The following is a 21,771-nucleotide window of genomic DNA, read 5'->3' as shown; positions in this document are numbered from 1 at the left end:
GCAACTATGAACAGCACTACGTTAACCGAACATATCGGACAGATGTTTGCCTGCGGTTTTCCGGGGACGCAAATGCCGGAAGACTTTATCGCATTGGTAAAAAAATACAAGGTTGGCAATGTTATCCTCTTTAAGCATAACATTACAAGCCTTGTGCAGCTCAAGACGCTCTGTGCAGATATACAGACCTTGATTACCGCTGAAACCGGACACCCTGCCTTCATCACGATTGACCAAGAAGGAGGCGCTGTTTCACGGCTTGCCGAAGACTACTATAACGTACCGGGCGCAATGGCACTGGCGGCAACCGGCGATGAAATAAATGCCTACACCGCCGGTAAAATCACGGGAGAAATCCTCCATGCCCACGGCGTAAACTTTGACTTAGCACCGGTGCTGGACGTCAATTCCAATCCGCATAATCCGGTTATCGGGGTACGCAGCTATGGAGATGATCCTACCCTTGTCGGCTGCTACGGGCTTCAGATGGTACGGGGACTCACCGCAGGAGGAGTGCTCAGTGCCGCAAAGCATTTTCCCGGGCACGGCGACACATCAGTCGATTCGCACCTCACGTTACCGACCGTCCGTAAATCAAAAGCGGAACTGGAAGAGATGGAAATTGCCCCCTTTGCACACGTCATCAAAACGGGACTGCTTCCCGCGGTTACCATCTCGCATATTCTCTTTCCCGCCATCGATGAGCAATTCCCTGCGACCATCTCTAAAAAGATCGTAACCGGCTTATTAAAAGAAAAACTCGGATTCAACGGATTGGTTATCAGCGACTGCATGGAGATGAAGGCAATGCAAACGTACTTCGGCACCGCGGAAAGCGCTGCGGCGGCAATCAATGCGGGTATCGAACTGATTTTTATCTCCCACACCATACCGACCGCCTGCGCCGCCATCGAAACGGTAACGCGCGCCTGTGCGGACAAACAGATTTCTGCAGCAACCATCGAACAGGCAGCCGGAAAGATTATCGGCTTAAAAAAGCAATTCAAACCCGCACAGCCGCTGCCGGAAAAAACGATGGAAGAATATCGAAAAACCATTGCAAGTCTCCGGCGCAAAACGCTGACGGGCTATCATCTGTCCGAAAGCGGATTCCCCAACCTCGGCAGCAAACCGTTTTTTGCCGGCCCGCAGCCGTTCATTGTTACCAATGTGTCGAACGACGTCGATAATTCAATCAGCTTTGCACGCTCCATGCAAACCGCATTCGGCGGCACCGGCATCGATACGTCGATCGACCCTGACGAAGCGGAAATCGCGCGAATCGTTGCGCAGGCGGAATCGGCTACCGGTATCGTCGCAGCGAGCTATAACGGACACGTAAAACAGGGACAGCTCAAATTGATCCAAGCCCTTACACGCCTGCATAAACCGATGATCGCTGTCGCCCTGCGCAATCCCTACGACCTCGGCTGCCTGCCTGATACCGTCTGCGGCCTCGCTGCCTATGAATACAGCAATGCAGCACTATCCCGTATCACCGAGATGCTCAAAACGAATGCCAAACCGGAAGGGCATTTCAGCGTTACTATCCCGAAGATTGTACTTGAATAAAATAGGAAATATGATCATGAATACAACCGAACAAAATCCCGCTAGGGAGATACCTTTTTTTAGACCGTCGTTCGACCGCAGAGAAGAAGAAGCGGCAATCCGCGTGCTGCATTCGGGCTGGCTAACAACCGGCAAGGAAACGCTCGCCTTCGAAAAAGAGTTTGCCGATATGGTACACAGCCCGTATGCGCTTGCAGTCAATTCCGCGTCAAACGGATTGATGCTCGCAATGGAAGCCTTCGGAATCGGCAAGGGAACCAAAATACTCACCAGCCCGTACACTTTTGTCTCGACTGCAACCAGTGCCTTGCACCTCGGCGGAGAAGCGGTCTATGCGGATATCGAAGCGGACTCATACAGTATCGATCCGGAAAAAATCGAAGATAAACTCAAGCAGGATAAAAGCATTAAAGCGATTGTGCCTATCCATATCGCAGGAAACCTCTGCAATATGAAAGCGATTAACAGCCTCGCAAAGAAATACAACGTTGCGGTTATCGAGGACGCAGCCCATGCCTTTCCTGCAAAAACAGCGGACGGCTACGGCGGTACCTTCGGCGACGCGGGCGTGTTCTCTTTTTATGCCACCAAAACCATCACAACCGGAGAAGGCGGTATGATCTGCGTCCGCAATCCCGAAGCGGCGGAACGCATTAAGCTGATGCGCTCCCACGGTATCAACCGCACAATATGGGATCGCTACACCGACAAGCACGCCAGTTGGCAATACGATGTTGTTGCGGAAGGCTATAAATGCAACCTGCCGGATATTTTATCGGCAATCGGCAGAGTACAGTTACAAAAGGCGGAAGAGTTTTACCGGAAACGGAAGCTCATCGCCGAACGCTTTACCCGCGCCTTTGAACCGCTCGACTTTTTTCAAGTTCCGCCGGACGGAGCAGGCAATGCGTGGCACCTCTACCTCCTCCGCATCGCACCGGAAACGCTTTCCGTCGGCAGGGATGACTTTGCCCGCGCGCTGCAAGAACGGGGACTCGGTATTTCAGTCCACTTTATCCCCCACTTTGAACTGACCTTCCTGAAAGAGCGGTATAACCTGCGCGCACAGGACTTCCCCAATGCCGCAGCGCACTATTCGCAGAGCATCAGCCTTCCGTTCTGGCCGGATATGACCGATGAGGATGTGCAGTATGTCATCGATACGGTAATCGATACTGCAAAAAAGTTCCGCAGATAGGAAAGATACAGTAGGGATTTTGACAGGAAGTTTGATATGATAGAACAATTTGTTTCGGATATGAGCTTTGAGGGGCAGCGCTATGCGGTGATTGTCCGCGCCCCCGTATCGTCGGGGATCATTTCCGCCGTGCATCTGCCGCCCTTACCGGAAGGGTATGCCTTTTACGGAGCAGCGCAGATTCCCGGACAAAAAACCGTCGAAGTATTTGAACACTCGATCCCGCTTTTTACAGCGGACGAGATAGAATATAAAGAACAAGCAGTCGGAATCCTTACCGGCGATAATGAGGCAACACTTGAAGCGCTGCGGAAAGATATCACAATAGAACTGGAGCCGATACCCGAAGACAGTTTTGAGGCAGGACGAACGCATACGCTGTTTGATTATCCTATTATTGCACGGGAAGATCGAACTGCCGGAAATATCGATTCAATCTTTGAAACAGCCCCTTCGACCGTATTCTCATCGCTTAAAATCGCTTCGCAATATGCCGCCCGTTCGGAGCCGTTTTCCGCCGTTACGGTGTTCCGTGAGGACGGGCTCGACGTCTATGTGCCTACCCAGTGGCCGTTTCATGTCCGTACCGCGGTAGCAAAAGCGACCGGTCTTACGGAAGAAGCGGTTGTCGTGCATCCAACCCAAACCGGCGAAACATTCAATGAACTTTTATGGTTCCCGTCTCTCCTTGCCTGTCAGTGCGCTGTTGCGGCGGTTCTACAGCGGAATACCGTTTCGCTCAATCTATCCGCGGAAGAAAGCCGGACGGCAGCGCCTAAAACGCCGGAGATGATTATCGAACATAAATCGGCGCTATCAGACACTTATTCGATTGACGCAATGCAGATATCGATTATTGTCAATGCCGGTACCTGCTGCCCGCTCATCGGCAATATACTCAAGCAAATGACCGCCGCTGCATTAGGGCCGTACACCGTACCCAACTACCGGATCGAAGTGCGGGCTTCAAAAACAGCGGATGGCCTTATCGATATCCTTGAAGGCTGGGGCGACTACTATATATCAAACGCGCTGGAAAACCACATCAACAAGATTATTCAGGATTACAATCTCTCTCCGGCGGAATGGCGCATAAAAAATATGCCGGACGATTACAGCGCCGTTTTTTCAAACCTCTTCGAACTCTTAACCGGCAAAAGTGATTTTATCTGTAAATATGCCGCGTATAATGTTTTTAACCGAGGCAAAACGGATAAACGGGACGGACGGTGGCGCGGTATCGGCTTGGCAGCGGGCTTTCAATATAGTGGATGTGCCGCAAACTTCACGTATACGGCAGAGCTGACGTTGGATGTCCACAACCGGCTTTCAATTAAGGCGGAACCGGCGGAGGATGATTTAAAGAAAGTCATCAGGAAGCTTGCTGCGAAAAAACTGGAAATCGCCGAATCCGATATTACCTTTGCCGGCCTTACGACTGCCGATATGAATGAGTCCGGGCCTGCGACTGCCGGCAATACTGCGGGTATTGTCCTACCTCTTATTGAGCAATGCCTGAGCGATTTGCAGGAGCAGCGATTCCGCAATCCGCTCCCGATCAGTATTTCGAGAAGCACTCACACCCCGCAGCCCGATACTCCGCAGCCGGACGTTTCCTCGGCAGAAAATGAAACCGGTAAAAACAGTGTTCCGTTTATTGCCAAAACGCCCGCGGCCTGTATTATCGAACTTGAAATGGATACGGTTTGCTATAAAATACAAATCCGGAAAGTGTGGTTCGCTTGTCATCCTGGAAAAATCTACGAAAAAAAGCAGATTCTCAACTATCTGCGTAAAAATATTGCCGCGGCATTATCACGTACTGCTCAGGAAGCGCTCCCTTCAGCCGAAATCGATGATACTCCCCTCCCCTATTCGGAATACCGGATGATACTGCCGAATGAAATGCCGCCCCTTTCCGTGGATATTCCCGAACGGGGACGTTCGATGAGCGCTTTTGATTCATCTGCACTGAATATACTGCCCGCTGCATATCTTGCAGCGTTGAACCAAATACTGCTGCGTGTTCCTGCACGGATAAATACCTTACCGATCCGTAGAGAACAGCTATTCAAAGCTTTGACGGGGAAAAAATAATATGAAGATACGATTTCATCTCAATAATGAGGCGGTAGAAATAGAAGCTGATGCCGATGAACGGCTGTCAGATGTGCTGAGACGGGATTTCGGCATCTTGAGTGTACGGAAAAGCTGTATGCAGGAGACGTATGCTTCCTGCACAGTGTTATTAAACGATCATCCGGTGCCGTCCTGTATGCTCCCCGTCTTTGCTGCAGCGGGGCAAAACATTATCACACTTGAAGCCTTTAGCGCTACGCAGGAATATAAAGATATTATCACCGCATTTGAAAAAGAAGGCATTACACTGTGCGGTTTTTGCTCTGCGGGTACTCTTTTAACCGCTCACAGTATTGTACAAAAACATTGGAACCCCACCGACGAACAAATACGCGATGCCTATATCGGAATCGTGTGCCGGTGTACCGATATTGTTTCGATCACCGCGGCGTTAAAACAGGTATGCAAATCAAAGAGGAGCAAGCGGCATGAAAAATAATTATATCGTCAATACCGCAAAAAACATGGCCGAGCTGTATACGCTGATGCAGAACCATACCGACATTACTCCGCTTGCCGGCACTACCGGATTGCTCAAAGATTGCCATACCGACCGTTTCCTCTTGCCGGAATCGATTTTATTCCTAAAGAATCTTCCCGAACTTGAAACCATCGCCAAACGGGAACGCTTCATAGACTTCGGCGGTGCCGCAAGCCTCAATACCATTTTAGAGCTGGGAGAAAAGAACGTACCGCGGATTCTCTATCAGGCGATTTCCCTTGCGGCCAATCCCGGTATCCGCTCGCTTGCAACCATCGGCGGAAACATCGCGCAAGCGCCCATGCAAAATTCCTGCCTTATCCCATTAATCGCGCTCGATACCAAAATCGAAATACGGACACGGAAAGAAACATTTTGGATGCCGCTGATTCAGTATTGCGACGAAAGCAGCACTGCACTGCGCCAGAGCCCGCATATTATCCTCCGTGTGCGCGTTCCGTTTGAAGAATGGACTATTTCATATTATAAGCGGCTTGGACCGGTCGGTCATATTACTGCCGATACCGCCTCTTTTGTATTTATGGCTCGCACACAGAAAAACCTGCTTTCCGATGTTAAACTGCTGTTCGGCAGCACTCAGCTGATAAAGAGTAAAGAGTTTGAAAACCTCTTAACCGGAAAGGGACTCCCCATCGACCGGCGCAGTGTCGGCGCATTGATGAAAGAAACCGAAGAGATTTTCAGCGACACCTTTTCCGCCGCGGAAATCTCCGAGTTCCAAAAGGCGTGTTTTTTCAATTTGATTGAAGAGAGTATCTACTTACTAACCAATTAAGTGTAGATTGACAAGTTATACCGCTTAAATCTTTATCCTCATTAAGAGCGGAGCAGCTTCTGCTCCGCTCTTTTCATAAGGACACCTGATGAGTCGATACTCAAACAGCTCCCAGTCTACTTCTTCTGTGCGGTTTCAAAGGCTCCGTCTTCGGCAACGGCATAGCCGAGGATGGGATTTGCAGTGCCGTTACCGCCTACAATCCATTCATCAGTACCTACAGTACCCGAAGCCGTAGGAATCTCTTTTATCACACCCGTAAAACTATCTTTATACACACCGACATTGATGCGGTATTCCCGTATCATATTCGTAGCCGGAACAATCGAAACCTCCCATGCACCGGTAAATCTTTCATCGGTAAGGGCACCGGCTTTTATGCTTCCGCTTCCTATTCCCGCAGTCACTTCAGATGCAGACGGAGCCGTTTCATCGACCAAGTAAGCAAGCTTCGCACTTGCTCCGCCCTGCATATAGTAGCTGATGTACGGTATCCATTTTCCGCCAGTCTTGGCCCGTGCAAGATCAATAGACACGTGCGTACCGGTAAGCGAATAGGAGTCTACAATGACAACAGACCAGCTTGCATTATTGTATGCCGGCAAATAAGCGTACTTTAAGTTACCGCTGTCGTAAAATGCTACGTGTATACCGCCTGAGGGGTCTGCAACACTGCGTACATATTCACCGCCCGAACTTATTTTGACGGGAGCTGACCATGTAACATTATCCTTCCGAGGAGTTTCTGTTCCGCCTGCGTATGAATACATTAAAGAACGCTCCTTAAAATTATACCATACAGCCGTAACTACATCGTGTGTTGTACCGGCTGTAGCAGCCTTAACCGCCGCAAGCGACACATATTTACCGGAGTTATTAACAGTTCCTGTTTGAGTAGAACCGCCATTATCTCCGGGATATTTTTTTGCAGGAGGCCCTGCCAATATGCTAAATGACGATGCCGGAGGTTCCTGCATCTTACCGTAACCCTTAAGGTCTATCAGCTGCCCATCATATTTATGATACGGCTGCTCTGGATTGCCCCAGTAATTCGTCTTTTTACTAACCGAACCCCAGCGATAGCGAATATGCTGATTGATAGCATCGTAATATGCCAGATAGATAAAGGTCTCTTCGTTAGTAGCGTTGCCTGCAACCGTTGTGATCGAGGGCGACTGTATACGGTCGGGGTCTGCTGTATAGGGATTATTGGTAGTACCGATATTTTCAAGGCGAAGACCGATTCCAAACTGTTCACCTCTTGGAGGCTTCCCTGCTCCGCCGTTGCTGCCATAATTATTTAAATTATTTATTTCTCCGGGTCTTCGGGAAACAAATTTTGAATAAGAGGCAACGCCTCCACTATCCCCAGAGTTCATATCGACACCGGTCGCCATACCATAGGTATATCCGTATTCGTCAAAGACAAAATCCGTATGCACATATTGCGCCCAGTTTTGATCAAAACGACGTGCACTCTTGTAATCGGTTTGTCCTGCAGTATTACCAAAGCCTGCCATGTTAAAGTATTCAACGCCGTTTGCATAGGCAAGCCCTACACTTCCGTCCTTGGGAGAAACCTTTAATACAGGATAACTTATAAAGCCGTTTGCCGGTTTTGCCGCCTGTTTAAACTGCCACACATCAATAAAGCGGTCATCTGTTAATAAGTCGTTATTAACCTTATTCGGTTCCTGATTATAAGGCTTAGTATCGTCGTTTATGTTATTGATTGACTCAATCTGTCCGACTTTTGCAACAAGGGCACCCGATTTTGCAGAACCTATTTTATACTTGGTGCCTGAGGCAGTAAGATCGGTTCCGTTAAGCTTAAATTCTGCACCGCTTAAATTAAAGCCTTCTATGGTTATTTCTTCCGCATCAGCTACAGGATATTTTCCCAAAGCCGTTCTGTTATAGACGGAAGCGTTGCTGCTGAGATCCGAGAGTTTTGTAGTAACCTTTGTTATATACGGCACGATATTCACAGCAAACGCTGTATTGTTGGAATTCTTATCATACAGGCGGTAGCTTGTAATACCAGTAGGAACACTTGTGTCCTTCCAGGTAACCGTTTTTCCGTCGGCAGAAACGGTATCAACCTGCACCAGATATGATTTTTTGCCCTCTTTATTATTTACCTTCTCATACAGACGTATAAACTGATGCTTTACCGCAGTGTGGTTTGTATCGGAAGCAAGAGTCATACCCCGATCGCCGTTCCGTGTACCGATTTTTTCGGCAGGTTCGGTTTTCCCTGCTGCGTTTGTTTTACTTGCCGCATCGGTTACATTGAGCGTTACCGTTTGAGCCAACGCAGGAGTTCCCGTTGTCCACTCATATTCCCATTCAACATAGTGACCGGTATTGCTTAAGCCTTTTTTCACAATTTTAAGAGGAGAAGTTGCCGACCAGGCTCCATTTGTAAACTCATTGCTTACACCGCTGATTCCCGCTCCGCTTAATTCAAGTTTTTTAAGCCGAATATTATCGTAAGCGATACCGCGAAGCATCACCTTACCCGAAACACAGGGATGTGCATTTATAGAGCTTATTCCCGATATTTCGATATGACCTGCAGGCTCTTTTACCTTTTTTATTACACCTGCATCGGTTTCAACATCATAGACAACACTGACAAGGGGTAAATCCGCAGGCTTTGTTATACGGCTGTCATCGCTGTTGTAGTACATCGGCATAATAAAACCGGTGGGCGTAACATCGTCGACAACATCCACACCTACGGTTATATCCGCTTGGGCACACCAATACGGACTGGTAGGAGCCGGTGTAGGAGGAGCCGGCGGATCCGACGGAACCGTTCCTATCGATTCGTCTTCAACTTTGAGAACAAGTGCTTTTTCGACAGCATCCCCGATATTGAGAACATTACTTAAATCAAGGTCTACATGATACTCATGACCGGAAGCATTGGGGGTTACAGAAACAGATTTAACAACATTACTGCCGTTAAGTAAAGATACTTTTACACTTTCCCCATAACCGCCTTTAAGTGTAACTATCAATTGGGATTTTATCGGATTTTTAAACGTAAATTCGGATGCTGCATTTACCGTTCCGGTAAAATCCCTGTTGGCATCTAAACTTCCGAAATCGGTACTTTCAAAAGTTTCATTAGGATCATTATAATCTCCATCACCGGATAAGTCGGTCTTAAAAACGATCTTTTTAATTTCAAGAGGCTTATTTTTTACAATGACATTCGTTATCGTCTCTGAAATTTCATTACCGTTTCCATCATAAGCGGTAACCGTCAGTCGTCCTTTTCCGTTGGGAACATCCTTGGTCTTAAGAGAACCTTTAAAACTGACCATATTGCCGCGTTCTGTGCTTATTTTGTTACTTGCGTGATCGGCTGTCATATCAACCGATACACTCTTAGTCAAACCGCCTTTTACAACTTCAAGTTTTGCCGTAACCTTTTGTACGCCCGATCCGGTATCGGAAGCAATACCGGTAATCTGATAGTCCGAACCGTCATCATAAATCATTTTAGGCTGCTCTACGATGCCGTAATCAAAGCTGCCGGTTAAAGATGAAGCATCGCTTAAAACAACATTTGTACCCGTTATCGAATGTACCTTATATACCTGATTATTGACTAAGACGCGGTATAAATCTTTTTTCGTGTTGTCAAGATTTGCGACAAATTGTCCGCCCGTAAATACGGCAGTATCGCTTTTTACTTTATGCACACCTGCCGCAACAGTCGGCTTACTGTTATCGTATTTGAGCGTTATCATGTATGAAACCGGTACCGGCGTTCCGTCCGTACGGGCATCTATTGCCGAAATATCAAACTGAATATTCCCCGCCTTTTGAGTATAATGCGAGGTTTTTATGGGAATTGCAAAATTATACTCCCGATCGGAGCCGATATTGGCTTGCGTAAACCAGCCTGACGTATTAGACGTATCAAGCTTTTCATAGCCTTGAGGCAGCTGAGCGGCAGACTCGGCCTTTATTGTATTTTGTATACCTGCACTGTGAGATACCGATCCCGTTATTTTAAAATCATCGCCCTTGAGCCACACCGAATTCGGAGTGTAAGGATTAGATTCTGTACCTTTTTGCAGCTGTATTTGGGAAAATTTGGCAACATCGGTATTTATCGTAAAACTTATCGGCTGAGTCCACTCACTGAACACACCGTCTACGTTTTTTGCCTTTACACGTAAAAACACCTCTTTTGAAGAGTCACTACCAAGAATATCGGCTCTAACTTCAGACGGCAGAGTGTAATTCCAATAATATACATCGGGAGACCCGGATGCAGGATAGATTTTAACGCCGCTTGCAGCTCCGTAATTCGTACCGTTTAAGGTCCACGCGGTATTCGATTCAAGCTCCGCCCGTGTTTTTCCCATCTGCAGATAAATTTCTTTAACGGTTTTACCGGATGCGGGGTTTGCCACATGGGCACTGCCGCTTATTAAAATATCGCCGCCCAAGCGATCCCCTTGTTTGGGCGCAGTCAAATCCGCAAAGGGAGTTCCGCCCGCCGGGTCAAATTTTATGGTAAATACATCGGATGTGCGCAGGTTTCCCGCCTTATCAGAAACTTGTATTTGTATGGGGATACTGTGTATGGTACCTCCCGAAGGGACGGATGCTCCATAAGCAGCTGTATATCGAGCGATATCGGATATATTGATAGTCCATGCACCGCCCGAATAGGTCAGTTTACTCCACTCTACACCGCCGGGCTTATGCTCGGTTACAAAGCCGGAATTTCCGATTTTATATTTTACGGTATCGGCATCCGCTCCTGAAGCCATTCCGGATCCGGAAGAAACTTCATCGATTATAGTTCCCATCAGTTGTATTTCTTTGAAAAAAATACCGTGCAAATCGGGGGACGACTGCTTAACCTTAGGGGCGGTAAAATCAACTATTACTGGGGTCTGCCATTCTGTCAGCGTACCCGATTTCGACTTAACATAGAGTTTAAAATTGGGATTTCCCTCAACAAGAGGTACATCATTAACCGTCCATTCTTCATATCCATCGGTAGCCGTACCTGTTTTTGTCCCTGCTTTTTCGCCGCCGCCTACGGACACTTTTACGCTTTCAATTTCAAAGGTGCTGTGTGCAAAAACTTTAAATGAAGCTTTTTTATTATTTTCACTTACTCCGTTTCCGATAACGGCATTTTGTTTTACCAATGTAACGGGAGAAGGCTCGGAATATGTTGTTCCCAACGAAAACCGTATATCTTCAAATTTAATCTGCGGAGAATCGGTATTTACCTCATAGGGGCCGAAGTCGGTATCCGTTTTATTACCGGCCTTATCATAGATACTTACACGCAGATAGTTATCTTTTTTTTGTCCGAAACTTACAACCGCCTCCCATTTATACGGATCTGAAGAAGATACGGGATCAATGAGTGTAGCAGGACTTTCGTTAGGTTTATATACTATAGGAGCGGACGAATTTGCCTTGGTACCGACCCTATAGGTTACTTTATCTATATTCGAAATTTGGCTAAGCTGAAGACCCGTGGGTATTTTATCGGCCGCCGTTCCCTTAAATGTATGCGACCATGTACTGAATGTATGATTTTCGGTTTCAACGGGATCCGTTAAAACAGCCGGCGACGGATCCGTTTTATCAAAAATAAACGGAACATATGCAGTATTAAATAATACATCGCTCTTATATGCACGCACATGAACCGTATGATTTCCCTCGGGAAGTCCGGACGTTGATACCTTCCTCTTATATACGTCCGGGGAATCTAGTGTTAAAAGCGAAGGACCGGAGGAAGCAGGAGTACCTGTAGGATCCGCATCAAAGTTATAGTCTACTTTACCGCCGGATAAATTTTTTACATCACAGAAGATGTCGAAGTCGGCTTTTTGATATGTCTTCAACGTACGGAAAAATATATACGGGGCGCCTGTCGCTTCAAGCTTTATAATGAAATATCCTTCTGAAGGCTTATTGCCTTCGCCGTAAGGTACAAATCCGCTATTATTTTTTACGTCTGTGCCTTCGACATTAATCCTGTATAAACCCGGTTTTGTATCGGCAGGCAGCAATTTTGTTATTTTTATAAGATTGCCGCTTAGTTCGACACCTGAAAAATCGGCATTATCCGCTGCTGCATCAAACAATACTTTTTCCCCGGTATAGATACCGTTTTTTAAATTTTCAGCGGTTTGTCCTTCGCAAAGGGAAACTTTGATTCCACGTGTTTTATAATCGGTACCTGCAACAAGAGCATTACCGTCCCTATTCGGATATAATTCAACAGTTAAGGCAGTAGTTGAACTAAACTGCATTAACGGGGGATTGGGCTGATCAATAAACGGTGAAATACCGACAAGCTTAAATCCCGGCGTCTTCGCCGGATTTAGCGAAAATACGCTTTTCGTTGTATTGGATATTATACGTTTACTCAATAAAACATTGCGGGCTGCTTCATCGGTATGCCGCAAATCGTATACAGCCTGTTCGTGCGGGGTGCCGCCGTTTTTTCCTTTTTTACCCGAAAAATAATCGCTTATAACCTTTGCCGTATATTTATTTAAATCAAGATCAGCTTCCAGTTCGTTTTTAATATAATAAAAAGCCGATTCATTTCCCCTATTATCATTATCGGCAGTTGCATCATCACATATTCGGGCATTATCCTGTAAAGCTATAACAGCTTTTAAAGGCTTATCATTTCCTCCTGCAGCATTCAATAAATTTGTGTAATCCGAATCAGGATCACTTGCCATAACAAGATCAACGGAGGTTTCTTTATTCTTTTTTGTTATGGACAGACTATCATTTACCTTCAAGGTAACCGAACGCAGTTCGTACATATCGGCTGCCGAACCCGTAATTTTCATCACGGCACCATATTGATCTCCCGAAGGATTGACCGCATCATTCGCTGCCGATAATGAGGGTCTTTCAACGATAAACACGGGCGGCGTATTGTCGATTTTATAGTTTTGGGTAAATGTGGACGTCTTTCCGCCCTTGTCGGTCACGGTAACGGTTGCCGTGTATTCACCATCGGGAATAGGATACACTTTTACGAGAGGATGATTGTCTATCGTTCCCGTAAATTCATTATTTATATCTGCCTTCCACGATGTGCTAGGCACTCCGGGATTTGAAACCGCAGCATAAAACGGACCTTTTCGGTCATTCGTTTCGATATTTACAAAAACAATGGAAACAGATGTAACACCCTCGTCATCCTTTGCCGTTCCCTTTAAGACAAACGAACCCCGTATCGGCATTTCACCCGCATCAGGATAGGTGATCTCACCGCTCGGCGGAAGAATATCGATCTGACCGCCCAAACCTACATACGGTTTACAGGTAATACCTGCAAGGGCAGTTAATATAATCAGTACAAGAAATACTGCACGATTCATCTTTTTCATAAGCCTTTTCTCCGCTCCATTGAGCAAGCGTTTCTAACACACTCCGGCGATAAAAACGCACTATAATTTCTTCTGCTTCGCTTCTCTGCGGCAGAACCTTACCGTCTTGCTTTCACCTCTGAGCGGTAGCGACATAACCGGTACAACTTTCTGCTATCCCGCTTCCCGTATCGGCAGGAATAGCGCAAAACTTTAATGTTGCTAGTTGATAAACTTTTTGTACGATTACTTTTTATGGATGACTTTTAGAGGGCGGCAGATTACCGCATATATTACTAAATCTCATGTGATGTATACCGATAATTAAACATTTTGTCAAGCAAAAAATAAATCTTAAATCTTTATCCTGCCTTTGAAGCTGCGCATTAGAGTCAGTTTGTCGGTGTACTCCAAATCGCCGCCGACCGGCAGTCCCGATGCAAGGCGGGTAACCTCGACGGGGAGATCGCGCAGCACCTTTTGGATATAAAGAGCGGTGGTATCCCCTTCGATTGTCGGGTTGGTTGCGAGAATCACTTCTTTTACCGCAGTACCGTATTCTTCCTCCGGTTCTTCTTACTGACCAATTAAGCGTACATTGTATCAGAGTTGCTTCTCATGCTAGTATCAACATTATGTTACGGCATACAATATTTTTTATATTACTACTGTCCGCCTACACCGCTACAGCAACGGATACACACATACAAGGTCGTATTCCTTCTCCGCTGTACGGTATAACGCTTGACGATGTTTCAGAGCATTCTATCACAGCTATCATAGATGCAATTAAAGCACTACCGGTAAAACCGACAGCACGTATTGTTATTGATGCTGACAAAAAGCCGGCTGATTTTGTTTCACTTCTCGCCGGTATTCACGAAGTCGCGTATATTATGCTTTGTCCATGCGATTCGTATGATATGGCTTTTTATAAAACAGCCGAATCCTATAAGGCGCGTTTCGCCGAATGTGCGGCATATCTCACGCCGTACGTAGATATTTGGGAAATCGGAAATGAAGTCAACGGAGAAGGATGGTTGGGCGGTTCGGAGAAATTGATTGCCGAGAAGGTTTATACGGCGTGGAAATACATACATCAGCAAGGTTTTGCAACGGCACTTACCGCATATATGGCTGATCCGGATTATCAAAGTATAACAATGGAGGACTGGCTTTTAAACTATATTCCACCTGATATGCGGAATACACTTGATTATGTATTAGTCAGTTACTATGACGATGATAATGACGGTAAGCATGAAGAATGGCAGAATATGTTCAAAAATCTGTATAATATGTTTCCTAATTCTTTGCTTGGATTCGGTGAATGCGGGTTTGCAAAACCACACAACGCAGGAAAAACCTTCAATGCCCAGGCAGATAGATATTATCGTATGCTCCCCTATAACCACCGCTATATCGGCGGCTATTTTTGGTGGTATTGGCAGGAAGACTGTATTCCTCATAAACAAAATTCGCGTTGGAGCAAAATAGCCGATAATTTTTTGTGGATGAAAGAACAATACCGCTAAACAAGACAATACAAAAAGCGTCGCCGTTAAAAACCAAAGTTTTTAACGGCAATGCCCAAAACTTTTATTTTACCTTACAAAAACACCTACTTTCCTACATAGAATGCCGCGCGGTAATCCGAACTGGTTTTAAACCCTACCGCAACAGGCATCTTCTCCGTAGTATTGTAATACTTTGCCTTCGTTTCAATACAGATACGGCCGTTTGCTGCCCGTTGGTTAAGCGGAGCGGTCATTGTTTCCCAGCCAGCTACATCCGTTCCCGTATTGTTAAAGTCCATAGAGGTTTTATAGGCAATCCGGATAGCATCGTACGAGTTGGGACGGGACATATACGTAATATAGGGCATTGTGCCGTCCATGGTCATCTCTATAAACGTACCGGAATCATCCAGTACTTCGGAAGTGCCAAACTTATACTTTGCTGAACCGGTATCGGACGTATTCGTGGATTTTACATACACGAGCTGCCCCCTGGTGTTTTGGAACGCGATATGCAGAATCCCATCACTGCCGATACATGCATTTATGTAGTCGCTTGCAATCTTACCGTTCGGATCCGAAGAAGCGAGAACGCTTTGAATCTTCCAATGATCTGATGATGTAGGTTGTTTTGACGTACTTTTTGCAAGCCGTAAGGTTCTCGTAGCAGCATCCATGTACACTACAACAGGATAACCGTCCTTAGTTACCGTAACGTCGACAGATTCCCACACTGCACTTGAAACGGAAAGACTGTCTTCAAAATTGTTCAGTACATACGGTGTCTTATACGCTGACTTGTTGGGACTCACAAATGTAAATATATTATTGGGCGAATCAGGCGGTACAGCTGTATCGACCAAGTGATCAGGAACTTTATATTCTCTATCTGTTATGTCGGTATTGCCGTCTATGACACACCATGGGAGTGCATGGACTCTTGTATCCGGTTTTTTACTGTCATCTACCCAGGCGAATTTTGCAGCTTCGGTTAATCTATCATAATACACAACATAGATGTTATCACCGGAACGTACAGTCCGTATGTTTTTAAACTGCTGCAATTCATTGTCGTAGGTATACAGTTCAAACCGATACACATTAGTATGCCTAGTTCCAACGGCTGCATCCTTATCATAGAGGTATATACCGCCTGCATACTCAGGAGTGGTATCATTCCATGGGTATTTTTTTGTGCCCGAAAGGTCTCCATTACCCCAGTTATTAGCACCACCGCCATGATAATTTGCAGCATAGAGTACATTTACTTCAGGATTTGGATCGCTTCCAGTAACGGTTATATCGGTTTCTTCCGGCGGGTCATATCCGTCAAATACTCTTGTTGCACCATCTCCGGCTGTAACAGAACCACTTCCCGTAAATTGATTTGAATAATACACTGCCGAAGTTGAGTTATTGCTAAACGATGCATAGAGCGTGCCATTACTATCTTTAGTCATTGCAGGATAAATAGCATTTTTGCTGCCTTTAAACGTATCATGCGCATTTACACGCCAAATATGCACAAATCTATCGTCGGAATGTTCCTTAGCTCCGTATGTATCGGATTTTTCCGTATTACTTGCGGTATAGGCATTTATATTATTTACCGCAGCAACACCGTTTACTACAAGATGCAAATATCCGTCTTTTGCCGTATCGGGAACTGTAAAGGTGAAAGACGAACCGCTCAAAGTAAGATTCTCCATTGCAACCGAAGAACCGGTTCCGTCTTTATTTGCGGTAATCTTTAAAGAGGGAGTGCTTCCTTCAAAGTTAAAGCCTGTAATCGTATTGCCAGCTTCCCCGCGGAGTAAGGGTATCGCACCGCTTCGCGCTCTGTTTGTATTATATGTACTGTTTCTGCTGACACCGGTAATATACGGCACCACGTTAACACTTATCGAAGGCTTATTTGTTGTATCTTGATACAGCGTAGCAGTCACAAAACCGGTATCTACCGCATTTATAAGCTCAATCTTATTACCGGTAACTGATTTTACTCTGGTTAAGTGCTGTGCCTCACCCTTGGTAAAGAGAATAAACTGACCGGGCTTTGCAACGGCAAAATCCGTATGTTCCGCCGTATCATTAGTATCACGGGTTAGAGAAGAAGATGAGGAAGACAGATCGGCAGCCGAGGTTCCTGAAGAATTGGTTCCGTCATAAGCCGAAACACTGATTGTCTTTCCAAGACCTACAGACGTTTTTTCACTGTCCCATTCCAGCTTCCATTTTACATAGTAGCCGAGATAGTCGTATTTAGACTCTTCAACTTCAAACTTGATATTCTTTGAAATATCTTCGCCTATAGACCAGTTATTATTGGTGTTCGTAACAGTTATGTTTGAAGCGTTAGGAAGCGTTGCTGTAAGTTTCTTGAGCTGAACATTGTCATACGCAAAGCCACGGATTGTAACCTTACCTGAAACAGAAGAGGTATCAATTTCCACATGTCCGTTAGCACAGCTGTTTTGATACAGAGAGTTATCGGTTTCGCCGTTCCAGTGGAACGGAAGAATAACTACCGTCGGCGGCTTAGTGTCAAGCGCATCAAAGAGCGTATTGATTTTAACTTCAGCAAAAGAACTCTTTTCAAGCGGAGCTGTGCCGGTCGGTGTACAGTCGTGTGCACTATCCCACAGTTCCAAAACCAATTCTTTGGTTGTTTCGTCTGTAGTATTATCGATTGTATTCAAATTGTCTTCGCTCAACATTATGGCGCCATCGGTGCTGATATTCTGCATATTATGACCGGCCAAAACATTACCGGCATATTTCAAATTATATTTTACCTGTCCTTGCCCGCCGGAAAAGTCAACCTTTATTTTGGAATTATCTTTATCTTTAAAGGCGAACGCACTGCTGGTATAATTCGCGGTAAAGTCGAGATTAGCATCTACGTCTATATCCTTGAGGGCTTTGTTCACATTATCATTTGCGAACTCTACAGCACTTCCCCCTATCTTGGTAGCGAGCGTAATTTTAGAAACCTTTATCGGCTTGTTTTTTACCCGCACATCGACAGCAGGAGCGGTATATTCATTGCCGCTCTTGTCGGTTATGGTATAATGCAGCTTGCCCTTACCATCAGATACGGAACCAAAATCAAGCTCTCCCTTCCACGTAACGGTTCCACCAAGCTGTTTGGTAATTCTGTTTTTCGGATGAGTTTCGTTTATGACCGTTTCAGGTGATTTAATTACCGTATGCAATACGGGATCAGTTTCAACACTTACCCAAGCCTTCACTTCTGCAACACCTGAACCACTGTCATTCGCCACACCATTGATAATCCATTTTCCACTGTTGTTTTTGTATATCAGCGTTTCCGGTTTATACAGAATATAGCTGTGACGTCCAGCAGTAAGAGCCGGAGAGGCGGTAAATTCAATCTTATCGCCCGTTACTTTCGTTACCGTGAGTATATGATTGTCCGCCAGTATTTTGCATCCGCCGCCGGAAGATTCTGTAGCGCCCAAATCTTTCACTTTTTGCGCCAGCTGTGCGTCAGTTATCGAATCAGAAGCAAAATTCCCGATATTCATATATTTATCGGTACCGAAATCACCGATAGGATCGGTGGTGTCGAAGCGGAAGGTAAACGTTTGTTGTGTACTCAATGCCGGAGATGTTGTATTTTCTGTAATGGAAATAGTTACACTAAACTCTCCAGCCGCTTTTGCAGCAGAGCTCAGCGCATCTAAGTCGAACGGAATCTTTAGCTCATAATTTCCGTCTGCAGCATCAGCTATCCAACCCGCTGCTTTAGCTTGAGCAAGATCATAGTTCACACCGCCAGCCAAACCGGTCGATGCAATTTGAACAGCCTTTATACCCGAATCGTCTTTTAATGAGCCGATCAGTTTTTTATTGCGTCCTACCCACATATTAGGCGTATAGTCTTTTGCGTTTGCACTGCCGGCAAGAACGGTACTCGAAGAATCGTCTACTTTAACGGCATTGGGACTTCCAATCGTAGGAGCAGACTTATCGACGATTATTTTTATTTTATCGCTCCAGTCCCCCATCGATGTACCATTTTTATTTTTCGCACGGACTCTAAAATAGACATCTTGGTTTTGATTGGTTGCATGATTAAATGAACCGTCGCCGTTTATACTGATTCTCCAGTCTGCGCCTCCGTTAGTATCTGTCCCCGGAATAAGCTGTCCGTTTCCACTATTGTACCAATTGATTGTACCAAATGTTCCATCTGCGGCAGAGGTAAAATTACCATCACGAGAAAATTGAATATATACTTCACGCACCGCTGCCGGTCCACCTTTAGGTACACTTGCAGTTCCGAATATCTGTATAGTACCGCCTAATTTTGTAGTAGGAGTAGTATTCTGCGGTGAAAGTACTTTCACAATCGGCTTTGTTCCCTCAGTATCAAAGAGTATCTGTTTTTCATGTACAGCTTTATTCCCCAGTTCGTCTTCCGTAAAAACATATAACGGTATTTTTCTATATCTACCGATAACCGCACCGTATTCCGATGAAGGAACGTTATCCAAATTGATGTGAATACTCCACGAACCTTTTGTCGAAGTATCAGGAGCATCTTTCATTATTTTCCAGCCGGCAGCAGTATCAACCGTCGGCGCAGGAGTCTTTTTACCCAGTATGTATTTAGTTTTTTCGGGATTTACTCCGGCCCATTCATCGCTGACACGGCCTAAAACGACAATCTCTCCCGCTTGCGGATCGGTTTCTTCAGGATATACTATTTCAATCGTCGGCCCCGTGTTATCGACGGTAAATTCGGTAGTATCCGTATCGGTAGAACCGGAATTTGTTTTAGCTAAAAAGTGAATTTTATGGATGCCGTCCGAAAGATGGTTCCCATTCCAAAGAAGCTTTCCATGCGAATCAGTAGTTAAAACAACCGTCGCTTTGTAGCGAGGATTGCCCGGGTCGGAACTGACCTTTGTAAGAATCTTTGTTGTATCGGGACTACCGGCATTTACCGGTGCACCTATATTGTAATATACAGCACCAGTCGAATCGATACCGGTAACATCCGCTTCTATATCCACAGTTGTATTTTTAAAGCCTTGCGGACGGATCGGACGTATTCTCGGCCCATTTCCGGTAGCAAGAAAGTTTATTATATAAAGACTGTTGATTACCGTATTAGAGGTGTCATAGGCTTCAAATTTATTTGAATCGGCTCCGGAGGTGTCGGAACCTTTAACCTTTACGGCATAGTATCCTTCACCCCAAGACGGATCAAAGACACATTTTACACGTAACTTTCCATCTACTACCGTAATATTGCTTGTATCCGTCAACTCAGAAAATTTTATCAGTTTCTTCTCTTCATAATTTTCATCATTTTTTAAGCTATCCGCTTCATTCGTGCCGGCCGCTTTATTCCATTTGCGTAAAACGATCTCAATATTGCTTTCCTTATACCTAGCAAGGTCAAAGCCGGCCGTCAATGGAGTGTTATTTTTATTACGGATAAGCTCTATCGAAAATGCCGTTTCACCTCCGCTTTTAAAGAGCATCGACGTAGCGTCTGAAAGAGTTAAAGCAGGCTCTACAGGTAAACTTTTTACGCCGACAACTGTAAAACCGGGAGATTGGCTGGGATCAAGTTTAAAAGTGCTGCGCTTTTCAGTCATTTTAATCATCGTCGTTTTAAGTATATTCAAAGCTGCCGCATCGTTGCGCAATTCTTTTATTTTTTTATCATGCTCGTCTTTATCCGACCCCTTTTTACCGGCAAAATAATCGCTGATTACTTCAGGCGTGTAGCCTTTTGCTATGACATCTGTATAAATGCTATCCCACTGATAATACCAATCGGCTTTATTACCTTCGTCTGTTACCCCCCCAGTATATTTGCGGGCATTATCGTATAAATATAATTGACTTCTGATAGGCTTTGTTTTATCCTGCGCTTGCAAATTATATAAAGGATTTGTTTCATTGCCTGAAATGACTTCCGATACGGCAACCCGTGCGTTTATATTGTTGCCCACGAACATATTAGTTATATCGATCGGCGGCGTTCCCGGAACATGCACATTCAGTTTTTCAACGGTATTTTTTTCACCCACCTGCCCCACAACAGAAAAAGTCGAACCATAACCGTCTGAAGGATCCGATGGTGAAGGAGAGGTACTTTCATCAACAAACATCGACGGCCGCTGCACGATAAACACCGGCGGGGTGTTGTCTATTTTATAGCTCTTGGTAAATGTGGACGTCTTTCCAACCTTGTCGGTAACGCTCACAATTGCCGTATATTCACCGTCGGGAATAGGATACACTTTTACCAGATCGTGTCCGGGTTCGATTCCTGTCGATTCGTTGTTTACGTTTATTGTCCACGAAGCTGAAACATCCCCTGCGGAAAATCCTTCGGCGCGATACGCAGAGCTTCTTTCTTTTGTTTCGATATTTTCAAAAACAACCGAAATCGATTGAATACCGTCATCATCGCTTGCACTGCCTTGTAACACAAAGGAACCACGGATCGGCGTTTCCCTCGTATCAGGATAGATGATTTTCCCACTCGGCGGAAGAATATCGATCTGACCGCCCAAGCCTACATACGGTTTACAGGTAACACCTGCAAGAACAGTTAATAAAATCAGTACAAAAGATACTACGTGATTCATCTTTTTCATAAGTTTTTCTCCGCTTCATTTAGCAAGAAAACTATC

At 45.3% G+C, this 21,771-nt stretch carries 8 protein-coding genes and 1 pseudogene; 6 read left to right on the top strand and 3 right to left on the bottom strand.

What is annotated here, in order from left to right; all coding sequences use genetic code 11:
• Nucleotides 1–6: 6 nt before the first annotated feature.
• Genes QI63_RS10105 through QI63_RS10085 form a run of 5 tightly spaced genes read left to right on the top strand, consistent with a single transcriptional unit; the run spans nucleotide 7 to nucleotide 6,186 of the window.
• Nucleotides 7–1,572 carry a glycoside hydrolase family 3 protein gene (locus QI63_RS10105; RefSeq protein ID WP_044016048.1) on the top strand — a complete coding sequence of 522 codons (1,566 nt, stop codon included), beginning with the start codon at nucleotides 7–9 and terminating at the stop codon, nucleotides 1,570–1,572.
• 16 nt (nucleotides 1,573–1,588) lie between these two features.
• A complete protein-coding gene (locus QI63_RS10100) occupies nucleotides 1,589–2,770 on the top strand; it encodes a DegT/DnrJ/EryC1/StrS aminotransferase family protein (RefSeq protein WP_044016045.1) in 1,182 nt (393 codons plus the stop codon).
• A gap of 36 nt (nucleotides 2,771–2,806) precedes the next feature.
• Nucleotides 2,807–4,867 carry a molybdopterin cofactor-binding domain-containing protein gene (locus QI63_RS10095; RefSeq protein WP_044016043.1) on the top strand — a complete coding sequence of 687 codons (2,061 nt, stop codon included), beginning with the start codon at nucleotides 2,807–2,809 and terminating at the stop codon, nucleotides 4,865–4,867.
• A gap of 1 nt (nucleotide 4,868) precedes the next feature.
• On the top strand, nucleotides 4,869–5,348 hold the full coding sequence (locus QI63_RS10090) for a (2Fe-2S)-binding protein (protein ID WP_044016041.1): 480 nt from the start codon (nucleotides 4,869–4,871) through the stop codon (nucleotides 5,346–5,348).
• Nucleotides 5,338–6,186, top strand: coding sequence for an FAD binding domain-containing protein (locus QI63_RS10085; protein WP_044016039.1), 849 nt, complete (start codon nucleotides 5,338–5,340; stop codon nucleotides 6,184–6,186). Before QI63_RS10090 ends, QI63_RS10085 begins: the two co-directional genes overlap by 11 nt.
• A gap of 116 nt (nucleotides 6,187–6,302) precedes the next feature.
• Here the strand turns inward: QI63_RS10085 and QI63_RS10080 are convergent, their stop codons facing one another.
• On the bottom strand, nucleotides 6,303–13,595 hold the full coding sequence (locus tag QI63_RS10080; RefSeq protein WP_044016037.1) for an Ig-like domain repeat protein: 7,293 nt from the start codon (nucleotides 13,593–13,595) through the stop codon (nucleotides 6,303–6,305).
• A gap of 333 nt (nucleotides 13,596–13,928) precedes the next feature.
• Nucleotides 13,929–14,120 (bottom strand): annotated as a pseudogene (locus QI63_RS10075) (toprim domain-containing protein); the annotation flags it as partial.
• Nucleotides 14,121–14,209: 89 nt separating this feature from the next.
• Between QI63_RS10075 and QI63_RS10070 the strand changes: the two are divergent.
• A complete protein-coding gene (locus QI63_RS10070) occupies nucleotides 14,210–15,109 on the top strand; it encodes a hypothetical protein (RefSeq protein ID WP_044016035.1) in 900 nt (299 codons plus the stop codon).
• 86 nt (nucleotides 15,110–15,195) lie between these two features.
• Here QI63_RS10070 and QI63_RS10065 read toward each other — a convergent pair whose 3' ends face one another.
• Complete coding sequence (locus QI63_RS10065; RefSeq protein WP_044016033.1) at nucleotides 15,196–21,735, bottom strand: hypothetical protein; 6,540 nt, start codon at nucleotides 21,733–21,735, stop codon at nucleotides 15,196–15,198.
• Nucleotides 21,736–21,771 lie beyond the last annotated feature (36 nt).

Source organism: Treponema sp. OMZ 838, assembly GCF_000775995.1.
Taxonomy (GTDB): Bacteria; Spirochaetota; Spirochaetia; order Treponematales; family Treponemataceae; genus Treponema.
The sequence above is the reverse complement of the archived record's forward strand: the minus strand, read 5'-3'. Positions and strand labels throughout refer to the sequence as shown.